19 protein-coding genes are annotated in these 19,718 nt (G+C 62.7%); 15 read left to right on the top strand and 4 right to left on the bottom strand.

Going from position 1 to position 19,718, the window contains the following annotated elements; genetic code table 11:
- Positions 1–5 precede the first annotated feature (5 nt).
- The 9 genes from nuoI to WA904_RS17170 all read left to right on the top strand — a co-directional run bounded on the left by nuoI (position 6) and on the right by WA904_RS17170 (position 8,191).
- On the top strand, positions 6–515 hold the full coding sequence (nuoI, locus tag WA904_RS17210) for an NADH-quinone oxidoreductase subunit NuoI (RefSeq protein ID WP_348069358.1): 510 nt from the start codon (positions 6–8) through the stop codon (positions 513–515).
- A gap of 41 nt (positions 516–556) precedes the next feature.
- Positions 557–1,222 (top strand): NADH-quinone oxidoreductase subunit J, encoded by a 666-nt coding sequence (locus WA904_RS17205; RefSeq protein ID WP_425198353.1) that lies wholly within the window; start codon positions 557–559, stop codon positions 1,220–1,222.
- On the top strand, positions 1,219–1,527 hold the full coding sequence (gene nuoK, locus WA904_RS17200; RefSeq protein ID WP_348069353.1) for an NADH-quinone oxidoreductase subunit NuoK: 309 nt from the start codon (positions 1,219–1,221) through the stop codon (positions 1,525–1,527). Before WA904_RS17205 ends, nuoK begins: the two co-directional genes overlap by 4 nt.
- A gap of 144 nt (positions 1,528–1,671) precedes the next feature.
- Positions 1,672–3,717: an NADH-quinone oxidoreductase subunit L gene (nuoL, locus tag WA904_RS17195; RefSeq protein ID WP_425198352.1), complete on the top strand. Its 2,046-nt coding sequence runs from the start codon at positions 1,672–1,674 to the stop codon at positions 3,715–3,717.
- A 22-nt stretch (positions 3,718–3,739) separates the two neighbouring features.
- Positions 3,740–5,215, top strand: a complete 1,476-nt coding sequence (locus tag WA904_RS17190) for an NADH-quinone oxidoreductase subunit M (protein ID WP_425198351.1) — start codon at positions 3,740–3,742, stop codon at positions 5,213–5,215.
- Positions 5,216–5,237: 22 nt separating this feature from the next.
- Entirely contained in the window at positions 5,238–6,740 is a 1,503-nt protein-coding gene (gene nuoN, locus WA904_RS17185; RefSeq protein ID WP_425198350.1) for an NADH-quinone oxidoreductase subunit NuoN, read from the top strand.
- Positions 6,737–7,036 carry a DUF2818 family protein gene (locus WA904_RS17180; RefSeq protein WP_425198349.1) on the top strand — a complete coding sequence of 100 codons (300 nt, stop codon included), beginning with the start codon at positions 6,737–6,739 and terminating at the stop codon, positions 7,034–7,036. The genes nuoN and WA904_RS17180 overlap by 4 nt, the downstream gene beginning before the upstream one ends.
- A 26-nt stretch (positions 7,037–7,062) precedes the next feature.
- Positions 7,063–7,683: an NUDIX domain-containing protein gene (locus WA904_RS17175; protein WP_425198348.1), complete on the top strand. Its 621-nt coding sequence runs from the start codon at positions 7,063–7,065 to the stop codon at positions 7,681–7,683.
- Between the two features lie 10 nt (positions 7,684–7,693).
- Positions 7,694–8,191 (top strand): DUF1178 family protein, encoded by a 498-nt coding sequence (locus WA904_RS17170; protein ID WP_425198347.1) that lies wholly within the window; start codon positions 7,694–7,696, stop codon positions 8,189–8,191.
- 40 nt (positions 8,192–8,231) lie between these two features.
- Here the strand turns inward: WA904_RS17170 and WA904_RS17165 are convergent, their stop codons facing one another.
- The 3 genes from WA904_RS17165 to WA904_RS17155 form a co-directional block, all read right to left on the bottom strand.
- Complete coding sequence (locus WA904_RS17165) at positions 8,232–8,639, bottom strand: hypothetical protein (protein WP_425198346.1); 408 nt, start codon at positions 8,637–8,639, stop codon at positions 8,232–8,234.
- Positions 8,640–8,694: 55 nt separating this feature from the next.
- Entirely contained in the window at positions 8,695–10,005 is a 1,311-nt protein-coding gene (locus tag WA904_RS17160) for a Glu/Leu/Phe/Val family dehydrogenase (RefSeq protein ID WP_425198345.1), read from the bottom strand.
- Positions 10,006–10,130: 125 nt separating this feature from the next.
- Positions 10,131–11,915, bottom strand: a complete 1,785-nt coding sequence (locus WA904_RS17155; RefSeq protein ID WP_425198344.1) for an ABC transporter transmembrane domain-containing protein — start codon at positions 11,913–11,915, stop codon at positions 10,131–10,133.
- 212 nt (positions 11,916–12,127) lie between these two features.
- Here WA904_RS17155 and WA904_RS17150 point away from each other — a divergent pair, with 212 nt between their 5' ends.
- The 5 genes from WA904_RS17150 to WA904_RS17130 all read left to right on the top strand — a co-directional run bounded on the left by WA904_RS17150 (position 12,128) and on the right by WA904_RS17130 (position 18,296).
- On the top strand, positions 12,128–12,877 hold the full coding sequence (locus tag WA904_RS17150; protein ID WP_425198343.1) for an SDR family NAD(P)-dependent oxidoreductase: 750 nt from the start codon (positions 12,128–12,130) through the stop codon (positions 12,875–12,877).
- Positions 12,878–13,249: 372 nt separating this feature from the next.
- Entirely contained in the window at positions 13,250–13,774 is a 525-nt protein-coding gene (locus tag WA904_RS17145) for a MarR family winged helix-turn-helix transcriptional regulator (protein WP_425198342.1), read from the top strand.
- An 80-nt stretch (positions 13,775–13,854) separates the two neighbouring features.
- The gene (locus WA904_RS17140) at positions 13,855–15,381 is read left to right on the top strand and encodes an efflux transporter outer membrane subunit (RefSeq protein ID WP_425198379.1); all 1,527 of its coding nucleotides are present in this window, start codon (positions 13,855–13,857) and stop codon (positions 15,379–15,381) included.
- A gap of 57 nt (positions 15,382–15,438) precedes the next feature.
- Positions 15,439–16,734, top strand: a complete 1,296-nt coding sequence (locus WA904_RS17135; protein ID WP_425198341.1) for an efflux RND transporter periplasmic adaptor subunit — start codon at positions 15,439–15,441, stop codon at positions 16,732–16,734.
- 2 nt (positions 16,735–16,736) lie between these two features.
- The gene (locus WA904_RS17130) at positions 16,737–18,296 is read left to right on the top strand and encodes a DHA2 family efflux MFS transporter permease subunit (protein WP_425198340.1); all 1,560 of its coding nucleotides are present in this window, start codon (positions 16,737–16,739) and stop codon (positions 18,294–18,296) included.
- 9 nt (positions 18,297–18,305) lie between these two features.
- Here the strand turns inward: WA904_RS17130 and WA904_RS17125 are convergent, their stop codons facing one another.
- Positions 18,306–19,223: a LysR family transcriptional regulator gene (locus WA904_RS17125; protein ID WP_425198339.1), complete on the bottom strand. Its 918-nt coding sequence runs from the start codon at positions 19,221–19,223 to the stop codon at positions 18,306–18,308.
- Positions 19,224–19,376: 153 nt separating this feature from the next.
- On the opposite strand from WA904_RS17125, the gene WA904_RS17120 reads away from it, so the two are divergent.
- Positions 19,377–19,604: a hypothetical protein gene (locus tag WA904_RS17120; protein ID WP_425198338.1), complete on the top strand. Its 228-nt coding sequence runs from the start codon at positions 19,377–19,379 to the stop codon at positions 19,602–19,604.
- Positions 19,605–19,718: the final 114 nt, after the last annotated feature.

The raw sequence follows: 19,718 nt of genomic DNA, 5'->3' as shown, positions 1-19,718 counted from the left end.
TCATCATGGCCAGCGCAACCGCTTCAACGTTTTCGTTCAGGGATTTTTTCAGGAGCTTCATGCTCGTGGAACTGCTCAAGGGCATGGCCCTGACCGGCCGCTATGCCTTCCGGCGCAAGATCACCGTGCAGTTCCCTGAAGAAAAAACGCCTCTTTCACCACGCTTTCGCGGCCTGCACGCCTTGCGCCGCTATGAGAACGGCGAAGAACGCTGCATTGCCTGCAAGCTCTGCGAGGCCGTGTGTCCGGCGCTGGCTATCACCATCGAATCGGATGTTCGCGAAGACGGCAGCCGCCGCACCTCGCGTTACGACATCGACCTGACCAAATGCATTTTCTGCGGCTTCTGCGAGGAAAGCTGCCCGGTGGACTCCATCGTCGAAACGCACATCCTCGAGTATCACGGGGAGAAGCGTGGCGACCTCTACTTCACCAAGGACATGCTGCTGGCGGTCGGTGACCGCTACGAAAAAGAAATCGCTGCCAACCGTGCTGCGGATGCCAAGTACCGCTGAAACCGCCGCAAAGTCGTTGGCTCAAGAAAGATTCGCAGAACATGGACGTTAAAACCGGTCTCTTTTATCTCTTCGCCCTGGTGCTGCTGTTTGCGGCGTTCCGGGTGATCACGGCGCGCAACCCCGTGCATGCCGTGCTGTACCTGATGCTCGCCTTCTCGCAGGCGGCAGCGGTGTGGCTGCTTCTCAAGGCCGAATTTCTCGCCATCACCCTGGTGCTCGTGTATCTGGGGGCGGTGATGGTGCTTTTCCTCTTTGTGGTGATGATGCTTGACATCAACATGGATGCCGTGCGCAAGGGGTTCTGGAAGCATTTTCCGATGGCTGCCACGGTGGGTGTGCTGATCGCGCTTGAAATGGCCGCTGTGCTGATGGGGGGCTTCCGGCTGACCGAGGAGCCCAGGAGCGCATCACTGGCCAATACAGCCGGCCAGGCGGTCCAGTTTTCCAACACCAAGGCGGTGGGCAAACTGCTTTACACCGAGTACCTGTACCCTCTTCAAATTGCCGCGACCATTTTGCTGGTGGCGATGATTGCCGCCATTGCGCTGACCTTGCGCCAGCGCAAGGACAGCAAGCACATCAATCCTGCCCTCCAGATCCGTGTGAAGGCACGCGACCGTGTCACGCTCGTGAAAGTGTCGGCCACGCAGGCCGCACCCGAGGTGGCGGCCGCGCAGACCCCCACCGAGGAGAAGAAAGCATGACGTTGACGCTGGGACACTTTCTTTCGCTGGGGGCCATATTGTTTGCCCTGTCCGTGATTGGCATCTTTCTGAACCGCAAGAACCTAATCGTGTTGTTGATGGCCATCGAGTTGATGCTGCTGGCCGTCAATACGAACTTCATTGCCTTTTCGTACTATCTGGGCGACATGCACGGTCAGGTTTTCGTGTTTTTCATCCTGACTGTCGCGGCCGCCGAATCGGCCATCGGCCTGGCTATTCTGGTGCTGCTGTTCCGCAACAAGTCCAGCATCAATGTGGACGAACTCAACACGCTCAAGGGATGAAGATGACGCTCCCCCCCGAAGCGGCCTTCGGCCGCCTCCCCCTCAAGGGGGCGCCGCTGACGGCCCGGCAAAGCCGGTTCCGTGGCGGCCCTGGCATGGCTCCCCTGTTTGCCTGCGCAACTGGCTTGGCGGAAGAAATCTGATATGGCATCCACCCTCAACGCTTCAACCCTGCTTGCCGTTCCCCTGGCGCCATTGGCCGGCTCGCTGCTGGCCGGCATTTTTGGTACCGCGTTCGGCGGCAACTGGATTGGCCGCCGCCTGTCGCATACGCTGACCATCGTCGGCGTGCTGGTGGCCTTCGTTATCTCGGCCATGACGCTCAAGAGCGTGGCGCTCGACGGTGCGCGCTTCAATGAAACGCTTTACACCTGGATGGTTGTGGGCGGCCTGAAGATGGAAATCGGGTTCCTCGTGGACGGCCTGACCGCCATGATGATGTGTGTCGTGACCTTTGTTTCGCTGATGGTGCACATCTACACCATCGGCTACATGGAAGAAGACGAAGGCTACAACCGCTTTTTCGCCTACATCTCGCTGTTCACCTTCTCCATGCTGATGCTGGTGATGAGCAACAACATGCTGCAGCTGTTCTTCGGCTGGGAAGCCGTGGGCCTCGTGTCCTACCTGCTGATCGGCTTCTGGTTCAACAAACCGACCGCCATCTTCGCCAACATGAAGGCCTTCCTGGTTAACCGTGTCGGTGACTTCGGTTTCATTCTTGGCATCGGCCTGCTCGCCGCCTATGCAGGCACGCTCAACTACACCGAGGTGTTCGCCAAATCGGGCGAAATTGCCCGGCTTGGCTTTCCCGGTACCGACTGGATGCTGATCACCGTGATCTGCATCTGCCTGTTCATTGGCGCCATGGGCAAGTCGGCCCAGTTTCCCTTGCACGTCTGGCTGCCCGACTCCATGGAAGGCCCGACGCCCATTTCCGCGCTGATCCACGCAGCCACCATGGTCACGGCCGGCATTTTCATGGTGGCGCGCATGTCGCCGCTGTTCGAGTTGAGTGACACCGCGCTGAGCTTCATCATGGTGATTGGCGCCATCACCGCCCTGTTCATGGGTTTCCTGGGCATCATCCAGAACGACATCAAACGCGTGGTGGCGTATTCCACGCTGTCGCAACTGGGTTACATGACGGTGGCGCTGGGCGCCTCGGCCTATTCGGTGGCGGTCTTTCACCTCATGACCCATGCCTTCTTCAAGGCGCTGCTGTTCCTGGCAGCGGGTTCCGTGATCATGGGTGTGCACCACAACCAGGACATCCGCTGGATGGGCGGGCTGCGTAAGTACATGCCTATCACCTGGATCACCGCACTGCTCGGCTCGCTGGCCCTGATCGGCACGCCGCTGTTTGCCGGGTTCTATTCGAAAGACAGCATCATCGAAGCGGTGCATGCGAGCCACTTGCCGGGCGCCGGTTTTGCGCATTTTGCGGTGCTGGCCGGCGTGTTCGTGACAGCTTTTTATTCCTTCCGCATGTATTTCCTGGTCTTTCACGGCAAGGAACGTTTCGACCAGAACCCCGATGCACATCACGATGACCACCACGGCCATGATGAGCATCATGGATCACACGCACCGCACGAGTCGCCCTGGGTGGTAACCGCGCCGCTGGTCCTGTTGGCTATTCCCTCGGTGGTGATCGGCTTCATGAGCATTGACGCCATGCTGTTCGGCGACTTCCTGAAAGACGCGATCATCGTCAATGCCGAGAAACACCCGGCCATGGCCGAGCTCGCAGAAATGTTCCATGGCCCGGCGCAGATGGCCCTGCATGGCCTCACGACAGCGCCGTTCTGGCTGGCACTCGCCGGTGTGGCCCTAGCGTATTACATGTACATGATCAACCCGGCCCTGCCGGCAGCGATCAAGCGCCGGGTCGAGCCGCTCTACACGCTGCTCGAAAACAAGTACTACATGGACTGGTTCAATGAAAACGTTCTTGCGCGCGGTGCGCGCGGCCTGGGCATCGGCCTGTGGAAGGGCGGTGACGAAAAGCTCATCGACGGTGCGCTGGTCAATGGCTCATGGAAGCTGGTCGGATGGGTATCGGGTGTGGTGCGCAAGGTGCAGACCGGCTACATCTACCACTACGCGCTGGCCATGATCGTCGGTATTTTCATTCTTATCAGCTACTTCTCGACCTGGCCGCTGATCAAAGACATGCTCAGCAAATAAGCAAAGCAGAGGAATAATAAAAATGGGTTTGTTGAGCCTTGCCATCTGGACGCCGGTCTTCTTCGGCGTCGTGCTGCTGGCACTTGGACGTGACGACCAGGCACGCAGCGTGCGCTGGATCGCACTGATCGGTGCCGTCGTCAGTTTCCTCGTGACCCTTCCCCTGTACGGCGGCTTCGAGGTCGGTACCTCGGCCATGCAGTTCGTCGAGAACGCACCCTGGATTGCGCGCTTCAATGTGAATTACCACCTCGGCGTGGACGGCATTTCACTGTGGTTTGTCCTTCTCACGGCTTTTATCAACGTGGTGGTCATCATCGCCAGCTGGGAATCCATCACCAGCCGCGTCAACCAGTACATGGCCGCCTTCCTGATTCTCAGCGGGCTGATGATCGGCGTGTTCGCCGCACTCGATGGCATGCTCTTTTATGTGTTCTTCGAGGCCACGCTGATTCCGATGTACCTGATCATCGGTGTCTGGGGTGGTCCCCGCAAGATCTACGCAGCGTTCAAGTTTTTCCTGTACACGCTGCTTGGCTCGCTGCTGATGCTGATCGCGCTGGTCTTCCTGTATGTCAAGTCGGGCGGCAGTTTTGACCTGGCCACCTGGTACAAATTGCCCCTGAGTGACACGGCGCAGACCTTCCTTTTCTTTGCCTTCTTTGCGGCTTTCGCCGTCAAGGTGCCGATGTGGCCGGTTCACACCTGGCTGCCCGATGTGCACGTCGAGGCACCCACCGGGGGATCGGCCGTGCTGGCGGCCATCATGCTCAAACTTGGTGCCTACGGTTTTCTGCGTTTCTCCATGCCAATCGCGCCGGATGCTGCCCGCGAGTGGGCCTGGCTCATGATTGCGCTGTCCCTGATCGCCGTGGTCTATGTCGGTCTGGTGGCCATGGTTCAGCAGGACATGAAAAAGCTGGTGGCTTATTCGTCCGTGGCGCACATGGGTTTTGTCACGCTGGGTTTCTTCATCTTCAATGACATCGGTGTGTCCGGCGGCATTGTGCAGATGATTGCGCACGGTTTTGTGTCGGGCGCCATGTTCCTGTGTATCGGGGTGTTGTACGACCGTGTGCATTCGCGCGAGATCGCAAGTTATGGCGGCGTGGTCAACACCATGCCGAAATTCACCGCGTTTGCACTGCTGTTTGCCATGGCCAACTGCGGCCTGCCTGCCACCGCCGGTTTTGTCGGCGAGTGGATGGTCATCCTGGGCGCGGTCAAGTTCAACTTCTGGATCGGCGCGGCCGCTGCTTCGGCACTGATTTTCGGTGCAGCCTACACGTTGTGGATGTTCAAGCGCGTTTACCTGGGTCCGGTCGCCAATGACGATGTCAAGGGCCTCGCCGACATCAACAGCCGCGAATTCCTGATGCTGGCCTTGCTGGCCATCGCCGTCCTCTTCATGGGTATTTATCCGAAGCCTTTCACCGATGTGATGGACAGCTCGGTCATTGACCTGCTCAAGCACGTGGCGATCTCCAAACTGCAATAAGCAACCATTCAAAAGAATTCAGATGATTGACAAACTCAGTTGGCTATCGGTTTACCCGGAGATCGTGCTCCTGGTCATGGCGTGTGTGATCGCCCTGGTCGACCTGGGCGTAAAAAGCCCCCAGCGCACCCTGACCTATGTGCTGACCTTGCTGACCCTGGCGACTGTTGCCGCGCTGGAAGCCGTATACGCCGTGAAGGGCAATACTTTCTATGGCTTCGGCAACATGGTTGTGAGCGATCCGATGGGCAACTGGCTCAAGTGTTTCGCTGCCATCGCGATGATGGTCACCCTGGTGTATGGCCGCGGCTACGCGGCGGACCGCGACATGCTTCGCGGCGGCGAGCTGTTCACGCTGGGCATGTTTGCATTGCTCGGCATCTTCGTGATGATCTCTGGCAACAATTTCCTGGTGCTCTACATGGGCCTGGAACTGATGACGCTTTCCAGCTACGCCCTGGTGGCGCTGCGCCGCGACAACGCCACGGCCACCGAAGCCGCCATGAAGTATTTTGTGCTGGGTGCCCTGGCTTCAGGCTTGCTGCTCTACGGCCTGTCCATGATGTACGGCGCCACCGGTTCGCTGGACGTCAACGAGGTGTACAAGGCGATTGCGAGCCGCCAGGTGAATCACCAGGTGCTGGTGTTTGGCCTGGTCTTCATCGTCGCCGGCCTGGCCTTCAAACTCGGTGCCGTGCCTTTCCACATGTGGCTGCCGGACGTCTATCAGGGCGCGCCCACGGCCATCACGCTGCTGATTGGTGCGGCGCCGCAGCTGGCTGCCTTTGCCATCTGCATCCGCCTGCTGGTGCAGGGCATGCTGCCTCTGGCCATTGACTGGCAGCAAATGCTTGCGCTCATGGCCATCGGCTCGCTGCTGGTCGGTAACCTGGCAGCGGTGGCGCAGTCCAACCTGAAGCGCATGCTCGCCTTTTCCACCATTTCGCAAATGGGTTTCCTGTTGCTGGCATTGCTGGCCGCTGTGGTTCCGGGCAAACAGTTCAACGCCGAATACGCCTATGGTGCGGCCATGTTTTATGCCATCACCTATGTGCTGACGACGCTCGCGGTGTTCGGCATCATCCTGCTGCTGGCGCGTGCCGGCCATGAGTCCGAAGAAATCACCGACCTGGCCGGCCTGAACCAGCGCAGTCCTCTGTTTGCCGGTGTCATGGCCATCAGCATGTTCTCGCTGGCCGGCGTGCCGCCCGTGGTTGGTTTTTACGCCAAGCTCGGCGTGCTGCAGGCCCTGGTGTCCTCGCAGCAGACCAGCTACATCGTGCTGGCGGTCTTTGCGGTGGCCATGTCGCTTGTCGGCGCTTTTTACTACCTGCGTGTCGTCAAGGTGATGTATTTCGATGCACCCAATGTCGGCATGCCCACAGCCATCACCGCTCCTGCCGATGCCCGTGTGGTGCTTTCCATCAACGGCGCGCTGGTGCTGCTGCTGGGCATCCTGCCGGGGGGCCTCATGACGCTGTGCCAGCAGGCAATTGCCAGCGTGGTGAAGTCACTGGGTACATGAACCAGGCAGTTTCGGTGTGGCTGGTGGTCGCGCTGGCCCTGCTGGCGGCGAACCTGCCTTTCATCAGCAACCGGCTCCTGCTGGTTTACCGGCTGGACGCGCCCAAGAATCTCGCGGTGCGCCTGGCGGAGCTGGTGTTCTGGTATTTCGTGGTCGGCGGCCTCGCCCTTTTGCTTGAACAGCGCCTCGGCCAGATTGCGCCGCAGGGCTGGGAGTTTTACGCCATCACGGGCACGCTGTTCATCACCTTCGCCTTTCCCGGCTTTGTATTCCGCTATCTGTTCAAGCACCGCTGACCATCGCCACGGCCGGATTTTTCGACATGCCTGACCCTTCCCCACACCCTGGCGATCCGGCTGACGATCATCTGCGCGAACACAAGCTCAGCAGCCAGGAGCTGCTGCGCGGCCGTTTCCTGCACGCATTTCGGGACACCGTGCGCTTGCCTGACGGGCGCGAGGCCTTGCGCGAATATGTGCGCCATCCGGGTGCGGTCATGATCATTGCCCAGCTCGGGGATGGCCGGCTCGTGCTCGAGCGGCAGTACCGTTACCCGGTGCAGTCCGTCATGCTGGAGTTCCCGGCCGGCAAGCTCGATGCCGGTGAAGCCTCGCTGGCCTGTGCCCGGCGCGAACTACTGGAAGAAACCGGCTACAGCGCCGCATCGTGGGCCAAAGCCGGTGTGATGCATCCGGTGATTTCCTACTCCACCGAATTCATCGACGTCTGGTTCGCCAGAAACCTGACCGCCGGGGAACGCAAGCTCGATGCAGGCGAGTTTCTCGACGTGTTCACCGCCAGCCCGGCAGAGCTGCTGCAGTGGTGCCGCGACGGTCGCGTCACCGACGCCAAGACGCTGGCCGGCACCCTGTGGCTGCAAAACGTTTTGTCGGGTGCGTGGACGCTGGACTGGCAGGATGGCGCGCCCCCAAGCCAGGCCTGATAATTCGCATATGAAAGTTCTCAACCTCCAGTGTTCGCACCAGCATGCCTTTGAGGGCTGGTTCGCGTCGGAAGATGATTTTCAAAGCCAGCTGGGCCGTGGTCTGGTTACCTGCCCGCTGTGCGGAGACCCCGCCGTCCAGAAAATGCCCAGTGCGCCGCGGCTCAATTTCGGGGCAGTGGCCGAGGCGCCAGCAGCGGCTTCGCCTTCGCGCGAGCTGTCGGCGCCCGCGGCTTTGCCGGCCGGCCCGACCCATGAAATGATCGCTGCCGCCGGCCATCCCGCAGGACAGGCAGAGTTTCTCAGGGCCCTGCGCCACGTGCTGGCCAACACCGAAGATGTGGGCCAGCGTTTCGCCGACGAAGCGCGTGCCATGCATTACGGCGATGCCGAACAGCGCAGCATCCGCGGCCAGGCCAGCCGGGCCGAAGCGATTGAATTGCTGGATGAGGGCATCGACGTGATGCCGCTGCCGCTGGCCGAGGCTGTCAAGGAAACCCTGCAGTAGGCCGGCCTCTGGCAGAGCCGGGGCGGCCGGGCATCTGCATTCACTTGCGCCGGTTGGCCATACGGCTGGCGGCGTAGAGCCCAGCCGGAATGGCGATGAAATGCGGCCAGATGAAATACGCGGGCTGGTAAACCATCCACTCGAACGGCTTTTCGCCGATGGCGACGGATTCCAGAACGCCGGTTACAACGACATACAGCAGCCAGGGCAGAGTGACTGCCGCCACCATGCGCATGGACGGCTTTTCAAGCACCAGGAAGATCAGCCGGCCGGCCGCCACGGCGAGCAGGAACATGGGCAGGTGACGGATCGCTATGAGCGCATAAGCCGCACGGAAATCATTTTCTTCATGCGTCTGGACTGTCCAGCGCGCGAGCGCCGGCGGGTCAAGCAAGGGCCCGACCCACGCTGCGAGGCTGGCCAGCAAGGCGCCCAGAACAAACGCCATTATTGGGCGGCGACAGGTGATCATCCTGTACTGTAACCACCCGATGGGCGTCAAGTCAGGGGTACAAGCCGCGCAGTTCGCGTGTATGCAGAATGCGTTTACACGCCACGATAAACGTTGCGGTTCGCAGGCTGACCTTATGATCTTGCGCCACCTGCCAGACGCCGGCAAAGGCTTCCTTCATGATGCGCACCAGACGGGCATTGATTTCGGTTTCATCCCAGAAGAAGCTCGAAAAATCCTGCACCCATTCGAAATAGCTGACGGTCACGCCGCCGGCATTGGCAATCACGTCGGGCAGAACCAGCACATTGCGCTCATGCAGGATGTCGTCGGCCTCCGGGGTGGTGGGGCCGTTGGCGCCTTCAATGATCATGCGCGCCTTGATGCGACCGGCGTTGTCCCTGGTGATCTGCTGCTCGAGAGCCGCGGGAATCAGGATTTCGCAATCGACTTCCCAGAATTTATCGTCGCTGATTTTTTCGGCCTGCCCGAAGCCGGCCACACTGCCGGTCTCGGCCACGTGTTTGAGCAGCGAAGGCACGTCCAGCCCGGCTTCGCGGTAAATCGTGCCGCCATGGTCCTGCACCGCCACAATGCGCGCGCCGGCTTCGGCAAACAGCTTGCCGGCGACACCGCCCACATTGCCGAAGCCCTGCACCGCCACGCGGGCGGTCGCGATGTCCAGCCCGATGTGTTTGGCTGCTTCAACGCCCACAGTGAACACGCCGCGGCCAGTGGCCTCGCGCCGGCCCAGCGAACCCCCGAGGTCCACCGGCTTGCCGGTGACCACGCCCGTGGAAGTGGAGCCGGTGTTCATGGAGTAGGTGTCCATCATCCACGCCATGATCTGCTCGTTGGTGTTGACGTCGGGCGCGGGGATGTCCTTGTTCGGGCCGATGATGATGCCGATCTCGCTGGTGTAGCGGCGCGTCATGCGCTCGAGCTCGCCGCGCGAAAGTTTTTTCGGATCGACACGGATGCCACCCTTCGCGCCGCCGTAGGGCACGTTCACTGCCGCGTTCTTGATCGACATCCAGGCCGACAGCGCCATCACTTCCGACAGCGTCACATCCTGGTGAAAACGCACGCCGCCCTTGCCCGGCCCGCGCGAGACGTTGTGCTGCACGCGGTAACCTTCAAAGTGCGCCACCGTGCCGTCGTCCATGTGGATGGGCACGTCCACAATCAGGATGCGTTTGGGGCGCTTGAGTGTTTCGGCCCAGCGTGCCAAGCTGCCCAGGTGGGGGATCACACGGTCCACCTGCTGCAGGTAATTGCCCCAGGGGCCGAGATTGTCGGCCTGCAGGTAAGAGGGCAGCGGGTGTGACAGTACGGGGGTGACGGAGGGGGAAGCTTGCGACATCAAATACTCCTGTTGGAAGATCAATGGGCAGAGCTTAGGCTTGCAGCGTTCAACTGTCCAAGGCCGGCTTCATGGGTTGTCATGCATTTAACGCATAACCATGGTTTGACCCTTCAGGCATCCGCTCAGACGTTGAACTGCAGCGCGGCCAGCCGGGCATAAATGCCTCCGCGCACCACCAGTTCTGCATGGGTGCCCTGTTCCACCAGCCGGCCATGGTCCAGCACCAGGATGCGGTCGGCTTTTTGCACTGTGGCCAGGCGGTGCGCCACCACCAGCGTGGTGCGGCCCTGCATGGCCGATTCGAGTGCGGCCTGCACCATGCGTTCGCTCTCGGCGTCCAGGGCACTGGTGGCTTCATCCAGCAGCAGCAGCGGCGGATTTTTCAGCATGGCGCGTGCAATCGCAATACGCTGGCGCTGGCCGCCCGACAGGCGCACGCCGCGCTCGCCCAGGAAGGTGTTGTAACCCTCGGGCAGGGCGGTGATGAACTCATGCGCAAAAGCCGCTTGTGCTGCGGCCTTCACCTCCTCGTCATTTGCCCCGGGCTTGCCGTAACGTATGTTCTCCAGCGCGCTGGTCGAGAAAATCACGGCGTCCTGCGGCACGATGCCGATGCGCTGGCGCAGGTCATGCAGCGCCATGTCGCGGGTCAGCACGCCGTCCAGCTCGATGCGGCCGGAGGCCGGGTCGTAAAAGCGCAGCAGCAGCTGGAACACCGTGCTTTTACCGGCACCGCTGGGCCCCACGATCGCCACGGTTTCGCCGGGCGCCACATCCAGGGAGAAGTCGCTCAGCGCGGGCTGCAGCGGGCGTGAAGGGTAGTGGAAGGTCACTGCTTCAAATTTAATAGCGCTTCCCGCCCGTACCACGGGGGCCGGGACCGGATTCGAGGGTGAAGTCACAGGGGAGCGCGTTTCCAATAGCTCCATCAGCCGCTCGGTGGCGCCGGCGGCGCGCAGCAGGTCGCCATAGACCTCACCCAGCACCGCGGTGGCGCTGGCCAGGATGATCACGTACACCACGGTCTGGCCCAGGTGGCCGGCACTGATGTCGCCGCGCATCACCGCCTGTGTGCCCTGGTACAGGCCCCACAGCAAAGCCGCCGAGGTGGCGATGATGATGAAGGCCACCAGCACCGAACGGGCCTTGCTGCGGCGCACCGCGGTGTTGAAGGCAGCGGTGGTGGACGCGTCGAAGCGCGTGGCCTCGCGTGCTTCGGCGGTGTAGCTTTGCACCACCGGGATGGCGTTGAGCACCTCCGCCGCAATCGCGCTGGAGTCGGCCACGCGGTCCTGGCTGGCGCGCGAGAGCTTGCGCACGCGCCGGCCAAACCATACCGAAGGCAGCACGATCAGCACCAGCCCGCCCAGCACCTGCACCATCAGGTAAGGGTTGGTTACCACCAGCATGCCCAATGCACCAACGCCCATCACCGCGTTGCGCAGGCCCATGCTGAGCGACGAGCCCACCACGGTTTGCACCAGCGTGGTGTCGCCGGTCAGGCGCGAGAGCACCTCGCCGGTCTGGGTGGTTTCAAAAAACTCCGGGCTCTGCCGCACCACATGTGAATACACCGCGTTGCGCAGATCCGCCGTGACACGTTCACCCAGCCAGCTGACCATGTAAAAGCGCCCGGCCGAAAACAGACCCAGTGCCGCCGCCACCGCAAACAGCTCGAAAAAGTGTGTGCGCAGCGCCATCAATTGGGCGCCTTTGTCGCCGGCACCCAGGCCGCCATCGATCAGGCCGCGCAGTGCCAGCGGAAAGATCAGTGTGGCCACCGCTGCCATGACCAGAAAAAAAACGGCCAGCCCGATGCGGCCACGGTAGGGGTACAGAAAGGGCAGCAGGCCCGACAGGGAACGGGGCGAGCCTTTGGGCGCGTCAGGAGGAGGGGAGGTGGCCATGTGGTGAGTTTAGTTCGGCCGGCTCCCGGTTCGCCGCACGGCTGTACAGGCGAGGGATGAAAGAAGGGTGACCTTCCCGCTCTTTGTCATGGATCAAGCCCGCTGCCGTGGAGCGACCCAAAATGAATTCCGCAGCATCACCGCGCGTCGCGCGCGGGCTGACAGGGGCAGGGGTGTGGCACCGGGCCGCACAACAAGGCAAAAGGATTTTCATGTTGAAGAACAAGGTAGCGCTGGTCACGGGCGCCTCGTCGGGTATTGGCCGTGCCATTGCGCTGACCTGGGCGCGCGAGGGCGCCAGGGTGGTGGTGTCGGATGTCAACGAGAAGACCGGCGAGGAAACCGCGGCCCTGGTGCGCGCGCTGGGCGCTGATGCCATTTTTGTGAAAGCCGATGTCGGCAGACCAGAAGATGGCCAGGCACTGGTGGAGCGCACGGTGGCGCTGTTTGGCAGGCTCGACATCGCCTGCAATAACGCCGGCATAGGCGGCCCGCAAGCCCCCACGGCCGACTACCCGCTCGACGGCTGGACACAGGTCATCAACATCAACCTGTCGGGCGTCTTTTACGGCATGAAATACCAGATTGCCGGCATGCTCAAAAACGGCGGCGGCTCCATCATCAATGTTGCCTCCATCTTGGGCGCCGTCGGTTTTGCCGGTGCCCCGGCCTATACCGCCGCCAAACACGGTGTGGTGGGCCTGACCAAAGCGGCCGCACTTGAATACAGCGCACACGGCGTGCGTGTCAATGCCGTCGGCCCGGGCTTCATCCACACTCCCATGATCAGCGGCCTGGAAGAAGACCCCGCCATCAAAGCCATGCTGGTCGGTGCCCACCCCATAGGCCGCCTGGGCCGCGCGGAAGAAGTGGCCGAACTGGTGGCCTGGCTGTCCTCGGACAAGGCGTCGTTTGTGACCGGGGCCTATTACCCGGTGGACGGCGGCTACCTGGCGCGTTGATCGCCCGAAGCCGGGCCTGACATCAGCGACCCGGGCCGGGCGCAGGAATCGGATGCGCCGGATACCCGGAGTGCCGTAAGTCGCGCCGGCATTGGCCACGCGGCCCTTGGCTGGTGCATGCGAGTCTGCACACGTGCCGCTCAACACATGCCGCAGGCCGCACGATCGACACCGGCCCGCCCGGTACCCCCGCATCGTCAGGCAAAGGCTGGTCCGCCAGCGCCCTTGTGTCCCGACACACTCACCGCCTGCGGCCCATGCTGGGCGACGCGCCCACCCCCGCTTGCATCAGCGCAAGCCGGATTGAGCGATAAAGATTGCCTCCACAAACAAAGGCTTGACAATATTTGTCTAGACAATTAATATTCGCTCATGGTTTCAAAACACAAGTCCGACCCGATTGCCGACGCGCTGTCGTGCCCTCTGGTCGAGTTTTACCGGGCGGAGGGCTACAAACCCGACGAAAGCGTCGGTTACCTGATGCGCCGCATCCTGTCCCTGATCGCCCAGGGCGTCGAACGCGAACTCGAGCCCAAAGGCCTGACCAATGCGCAATGGGTGCCGTTGCTCAAGCTCTACATGGGCAGCGCTTCAACCGTGGCCGAACTGGCACGCGAGTGCGACCTGGACGCCGGCTCAATGACCCGCCTGCTGGACCGGCTGGAGGCCAAGGATCTGTGCCGCCGCATCCGATCTTCTGAGGACAGACGCGTTGTCAATCTTGAGCTGACAGATGCCGGGCGCATCGCCGCAAAAGAGATTCCCGTCATCCTCAGCCGCATCCAGAACGAGCATCTGGCCGGCTTTTCGGTCGAGGAATGGCAAACCCTTAAAAGCTACCTGCGGCGCATTTTCGAGACCGCCCAAAGCCTGCAGGCAGCCGCAGAGAAAAAATGAAAAACAAGCCCCGCATTCCCTCCGGCGCAGCACCTGACAGCGCGCCCAGCTCCCTGCCGCTGTGGCGCGCTTCCTTCCGCATGGCCCTGGTGGCGACAGCCGGCCTGATTGCGGCGGGCCTGATGGCCACCGGCATCACCGGCTGTGCCGACATGTCGGGTATCCAGCCGCAATCGAGCCTGCGCGAAGCGTCCTCGCTGGGCCTGCAGACTTCATCCGCACCGGCTGTGCAGGAGGTGATGCCCGTTGCTGCCGAATGGTGGCGCGACTTCGGCGACGAACAGCTCAATGGCCTGGTGGCCCTGGCGCTGCAGAGCAACCCCAGCCTCAAGTTGGCGCAGGCCCGGCTGGCACGCGCGCAGGCGGTGACTGAAGTGGCCGACGCGGCGAAACTTCCGCAGATCAATGGCGGCATCGACCTCACACGCCAGAAATACACCGCCAACGGCGCCGTGCCCGCGCCCTTGGCCGGCTCCATCCGCGAAAGCGGCACGGTGCAGCTCAGCGGCAGCTGGGAACTCGACTTCTTCGGCAAATACAGCGCCGCCCTCGAGTCCGCCCTGGGGAGCGTGCGCGCCGCACAGGCCGATACCGAGGCTGCGCGTGTGCTGCTGGCCAGCAATGTGGCACGCAGCTACTTCCAGGTCGCACGCCTGAACGAGCAACTGCAGGTGGCGCAGCGCACCCTGGCGCAGCGCCAGGAGACGCTGGGCCTGGTGAAAGACCGTGTCAACGCCGGGCTGGACACCCAGCTGGAGTTGCGCCAGAGCGAAGGCGGCCTGCCTGAAGCGCGCCTGCAGATCGAAAGCCTGCAGGAGCAGCTGACTCTGGCGCGAAACGCCCTGGGTGCCCTGGTTGGCAAGCCAAACGAGGCTCTGGACCTTTCCCCGCCTGCGCTGTCAGCTATTAAAAAGATAGCGTCAGTGGAATCCATCCCGGCCGACCTGCTGGGCCGCCGGGCCGACATCGTTGCCGCGCGCTGGCGCGTGGAGGCTGCGTCCAACGATGTGGTCAATGCGAAGACGCAGTTTTATCCCAACATCAATCTCGTGGCCTTCGCCGGGTTTTCCAGCATCGGCCTGAGCCGCCTGCTGGACGCCGGCAGCCAGCAGTGGGGCGTGGGCCCGGCCCTGCGCCTGCCGATTTTTGACGCAGGCCGCCTGCGCGCCAACCTGCGCGGCAAGACCAGCGATCTCGACACTGCGGTGGAAAGCTACAACGCCGCGGTGATTGACGCGGTGCGCGACGTTGCCGACCAGGTCGCTTCCAGCCAGGCCATCAGACGCCAGCAGATCGAGCAGCGCGCCGCACAGGCCGCCGCCGAAGGCGCTTACGACATTGCCGTGCAGCGTTACAAGGCGGGCCTGGGCAATTACCTGTATGTGCTGACGGCAGAGACCAGCGTGCTGAACCAGCGCCGGCAGGCCGTGGACCTCGCGGCCCGCGCGCTGGACACGCAGGTTGGCCTGGTGCGCGCGCTCGGTGGCGGCTACACATCCGGGGCTCCTGCCGCCGCCTTCGATACTCCTGAAAAGATAGCTGCCGGCCAAGGTTCGGCAGGAGTTGGAAGCCATTTTTCTTCAAATTCCGGTGCAGGTGGCCGCTGAGCCGCCAGGCGCCCGATCTGCATTGCCAGGATCACACCCAACAAAACAACAGTCATCATGAACACGCCAACTGATATCCAAACACCCGCCACCGCCGCCAACCCCCAGCGCAAGAAGGCGCTGACCGCACTGGCGGCGGTTGTCATCGTCGCCGGTGTCGGCTGGGCAGCCTACGAATTCCTGCTGGCCAGCCACTACGAGTCCACCGACAACGCCTATGTGCAGGGCAATGTGATCCAGATCACGCCGCAGATCGGCGGCACTGTGGTCGGCGTTTTGGCTGACGACACTGACTTCGTGAAAGCCGGCCAGCCGCTGGTGCAACTTGATCCCGCTGATGCCAAGGTCGCCATGGACCAGGCCGAGGCCGCGCTGGCGCAAGCCGTGCGCCAGGTGCGCACGCTGTATGCCAACAATGGCTCTCTCGCCGCGCAGGTGACCCTGCGCGAATCCGACATTGCCCGTGCCCAAAGCGAGATCGCCCGCGCGAATGACGATTTGAACCGGCGACAGGCCCTCACCGGCAACGGCGCGGTCTCGCGCGAAGAACTCGGCCATGCCCAGACGCAACTGGCCAATGCCAAAAGCGCGCTGGCCGCGGCGCAGGCCGGCGTCGCCGCCGCGCGTGAGCAACTCGCCAGCAATCAGGCGCTGACCGACGGCACCAGTGTCGAGCAGCACCCCAGCGTGCAGGTCGCCGCCGCCAGGGTGCGCGAGGCTTACCTTGCCACCCAGCGCGTCGTCATGCCAGCGCCGGTCGACGGCTACGTCGCCAAACGCACGGTGCAGCTCGGTCAGCGCGTGGCCGCCGGCACACCCATGATGTCCATCATCCCGCTCAAGCAGGTCTGGGTCGATGCCAACTTCAAGGAAGTGCAACTGCGCAACATCCGTATCGGCCAGCCGGTCAAGCTGACGGCCGACCTCTACGGCAGGAAGGTCGAATACACCGGCACTGTGGCCGGGCTTGGTGTTGGCACCGGCGCGGCCTTTGCGCTGCTGCCCGCGCAAAACGCTACCGGCAACTGGATCAAGGTGGTACAGCGTGTGCCGGTGCGTATTGCGCTCGATGCCGAACAGATAGCGAAAAACCCGTTGCGCGTCGGCCTGTCGATGGACGCCGAGGTCGATATCCGCAACCGCGACGGCAAGACCCTGGCCGATGCGCCGGGCGCCGCCGCGTCGCAGGCACAGGCCCTGCAGGTGCCCGACAACGGCGGCGAGGCCGCTGTGCGCCGCGTGATTGCCGCCAACCTGGGTCGCACACGCACAGGGGGCAGCAAGAATACGTTGACGCCCGTGCCGGCGCCCGCCACCCTGGCCGTCACCGCACCCGTTTCCCGCGCGAACTGAACATGGCCAGCGCCGCCATGCCCGTTGCGCACGCGCCGCTCGAGGGATCGGCGCGCACCTGGGGCACCATCGCGCTGTCCGCCGCCACGTTCATGAACGTGCTGGATACCTCGATCGCCAACGTCTCGCTGCCAGCCATCGCCGGCGACCTCGGCGTCAGCCCGAACCAGGGGACCTGGGTCATCACGAGTTTTGCCGTTGCCAACGCGATTGCAGTGCCCCTCACTGGCTGGTTGTCGCAGCGCTTCGGCCAGGTGCGCCTGTTCGTTGGCAGTGTCATCCTGTTCGTGATTGCATCATGGCTGTGCGGCCTGGCGCCCAACATGACCAGCCTGATTGCGCTGCGCGCGCTGCAGGGATTTGTTGCCGGTCCGATGATCCCGCTGTCGCAGTCGCTGCTGCTGGCCAGCTACCCACGCGCACTGGCGGGGCTGGCCATGGCGATGTGGGCCATGACCACGCTGGTTGCGCCGGTGATGGGGCCGCTGCTGGGCGGCTGGATCACCGACAACATCTCCTGGCCCTGGATTTTCTACATCAACATTCCGGTCGGCATGCTCGCCGCATTTGCCTCCTGGACGATTTACCGCAAGCGTGAAAGTGTCACGAAGAAGCTGCCCATCGACACCGTGGGGCTGTCGCTACTGGTGCTGTGGATTGGTGCGCTCCAGATCATGCTGGACCTGGGCAAGGAACACGACTGGTTTCACTCGCCGCTCATCATCGGGCTGGCCATCACGGCCGCCGTGGGTTTCGCCTTCTTCCTGATCTGGGAGTTGACCGACAAACACCCGGTGGTGGACCTGCGCCTGTTTGCGCGCCGCAACTTCTGGGCCGGCACCATCACGACCTCGGTGGCGTACGGCCTGTTCTTCGGCAACGTCGTGCTGCTGCCCCTGTGGCTGCAGCAGTTCATGGGTTACACCGCGACGGATGCCGGCATGATCATGGCACCGGTGGGCCTGCTGGCGCTAGTGTTGTCACCAATCGTGGGCAAGACGGTGGGCAGTGTCGACCCGCGCCGCTATGCGACTTTCGCTTTCCTGGTGTTCGCACTGGTGCTGTGGATGCGCTCGAACTTCAACACCCAGGCCGACTTCAACACCATCCTGGTTCCCACCATCATCCAGGGTGTGGCGATGGCTTTCTTCTTCATCCCGCTGATGACGATCACCATGTCCGGCCTCACGCCGGACCGCATGCCCGCCGCCTCGGGCCTGACCAACTTCGTGCGCATCACCGCCGGCGCCATGGGCACCTCGATCTCGACCACGCTGTGGGAGAGCCGCGCTGCATTGCATCACGCGCAGCTCGCCGAAACCATCAACCCGGGCAGCCCGGCAGCGCAGGCCGCACTGTCGGGCCTGACCGCATCCGGCCTCACGCCTGAACAAGCGCTGGCGCAGGTGAACCGGCTGGTGGACCAGCAGGCCTTCATGCTGGCTGCGAACGACATCTTCTGGATCTCGGCACTGCTTTTCCTGGCGCTGATTCCCCTGGTGTGGATGACCCATCCGCAAAAGGCCGCCGGCACGCTGGATGCGGCGGCGGGAGCGCACTAGGGTAGGGTGCTAGGAAGAAGAAGGGGAAGAGGGCTTCGGCTTCCCGGCTGCCTTGGCTGGCCTGGCGGCGCGCGGTTTGGCCGGGTTTCCTGCCGCGACCTGTCTCAATCCGGCGAGAGCCGCCTCCAGCACCTTCATGTCCGCGTTGCCGGCATAAACGGCGTAAGCCGGGTACAGAAATTCAGGCGCACCGGGCACGCGGTGCAGACGTCCTTCCTTGATGTACTTGCGCGCCACGTTTTGCCGGAAATAGCCCGCGCCGCCGACGGCAAGCAGGTATTCGAGCCCCAGTGGTCCCAGGCTGGACGACACCCCCACGCTGGAAAGCTCCGGAAACGCCAGGCTGTGCTGCGCCGCAAATTCAGGGCCCCAATCCACATACACGTAGTCGGCGGCCTGGGGTACCTCAAGCGTGGGGGAAGTGGTCACCAGCACCAGCTTTTCCTCGATCAACAGCTCGATCCTGAGGCCGGGGCGCTGCCGCGGTGCGTAGGCGATGCCGATGTCCAGTGTTCCATGAGCCACGCGCTCCAGCAGGTCTTCTGCCACACCCACCTCGGTTCGCAGCGCCAGGTCCGGTGCACCCTGGCGCATCCAGAGCAGCCAGTCGAGCAGCAGGGGTTGCCAGAGGCTGATTTCGCAGCCCACCGTGACCAGCGCCCGGCGCCCGGGCGGCACCGTCATCTGGTGGCGGGCCTGCTCCCACGCCTGCACCAGCGCCATGGCATGCCGGACAAACTGCTCGCCGGCCGCAGTCAGCGATGCGCCGGCCTTGTTCCGCACAAAGAGCTTGCGGCCCAGCAACTCCTCCAGCGTCTTCACACGCGCGCTGACCGCCGTCTGCGTGACATGCAACTGCTCCGCGGCCTGGGCAAAGCTGTGGCTGGAAACGATCTCCAGAAAAGTGCGGGCGAGGTTGATGTCCATCAAAAAACTCCGGTACAGGGCAGGCTTTAAAAGAAAAATTTTGCATTGAAATCAAATATAAGTCGTTTTACTTCTATGCTCGTAAACCCTATACTTTTTCCAATACCGCTGTAAAGGCAGCCCAGTTCAGGTCAAATTTTGAAAGGAAGCTCCATGACTCGCTCCGTACTCTTCGTCAACGCCCAAGCCAGCGGAATGTCTGCCGGCCAGCGTACTTCGTCGTCTCCTTCCCTGGTTCGCCAGGTGCTGGACGCCGCAAATGCCATGCTCGAAACACTGGGCACCGCATACGTTGCGCGGCTGTCGCCCCACTGGCTGACGCCAGCCATCCGCCGCAACATGAGCGCGCGCTCCCAGCGCCTGATGCGCGCCGACTACTGAGCAGTTTTCACGGCTACCGGCGGGCGTGACCCCGCTGGTCGGCCATGCGCTTGGTATGGCCCGGGCTCACCGTGCGTCCGGCCTCTTGTGAGGCCAGCCGGCGTGAGAAAACGC

Source organism: Polaromonas sp., from assembly GCF_049790275.1.
GTDB lineage: Bacteria > Pseudomonadota > Gammaproteobacteria > Burkholderiales > Burkholderiaceae_C > Polaromonas.
Note: the sequence above shows the minus strand (reverse complement) of the source record. Positions and strands in the feature narration are given on the sequence as shown.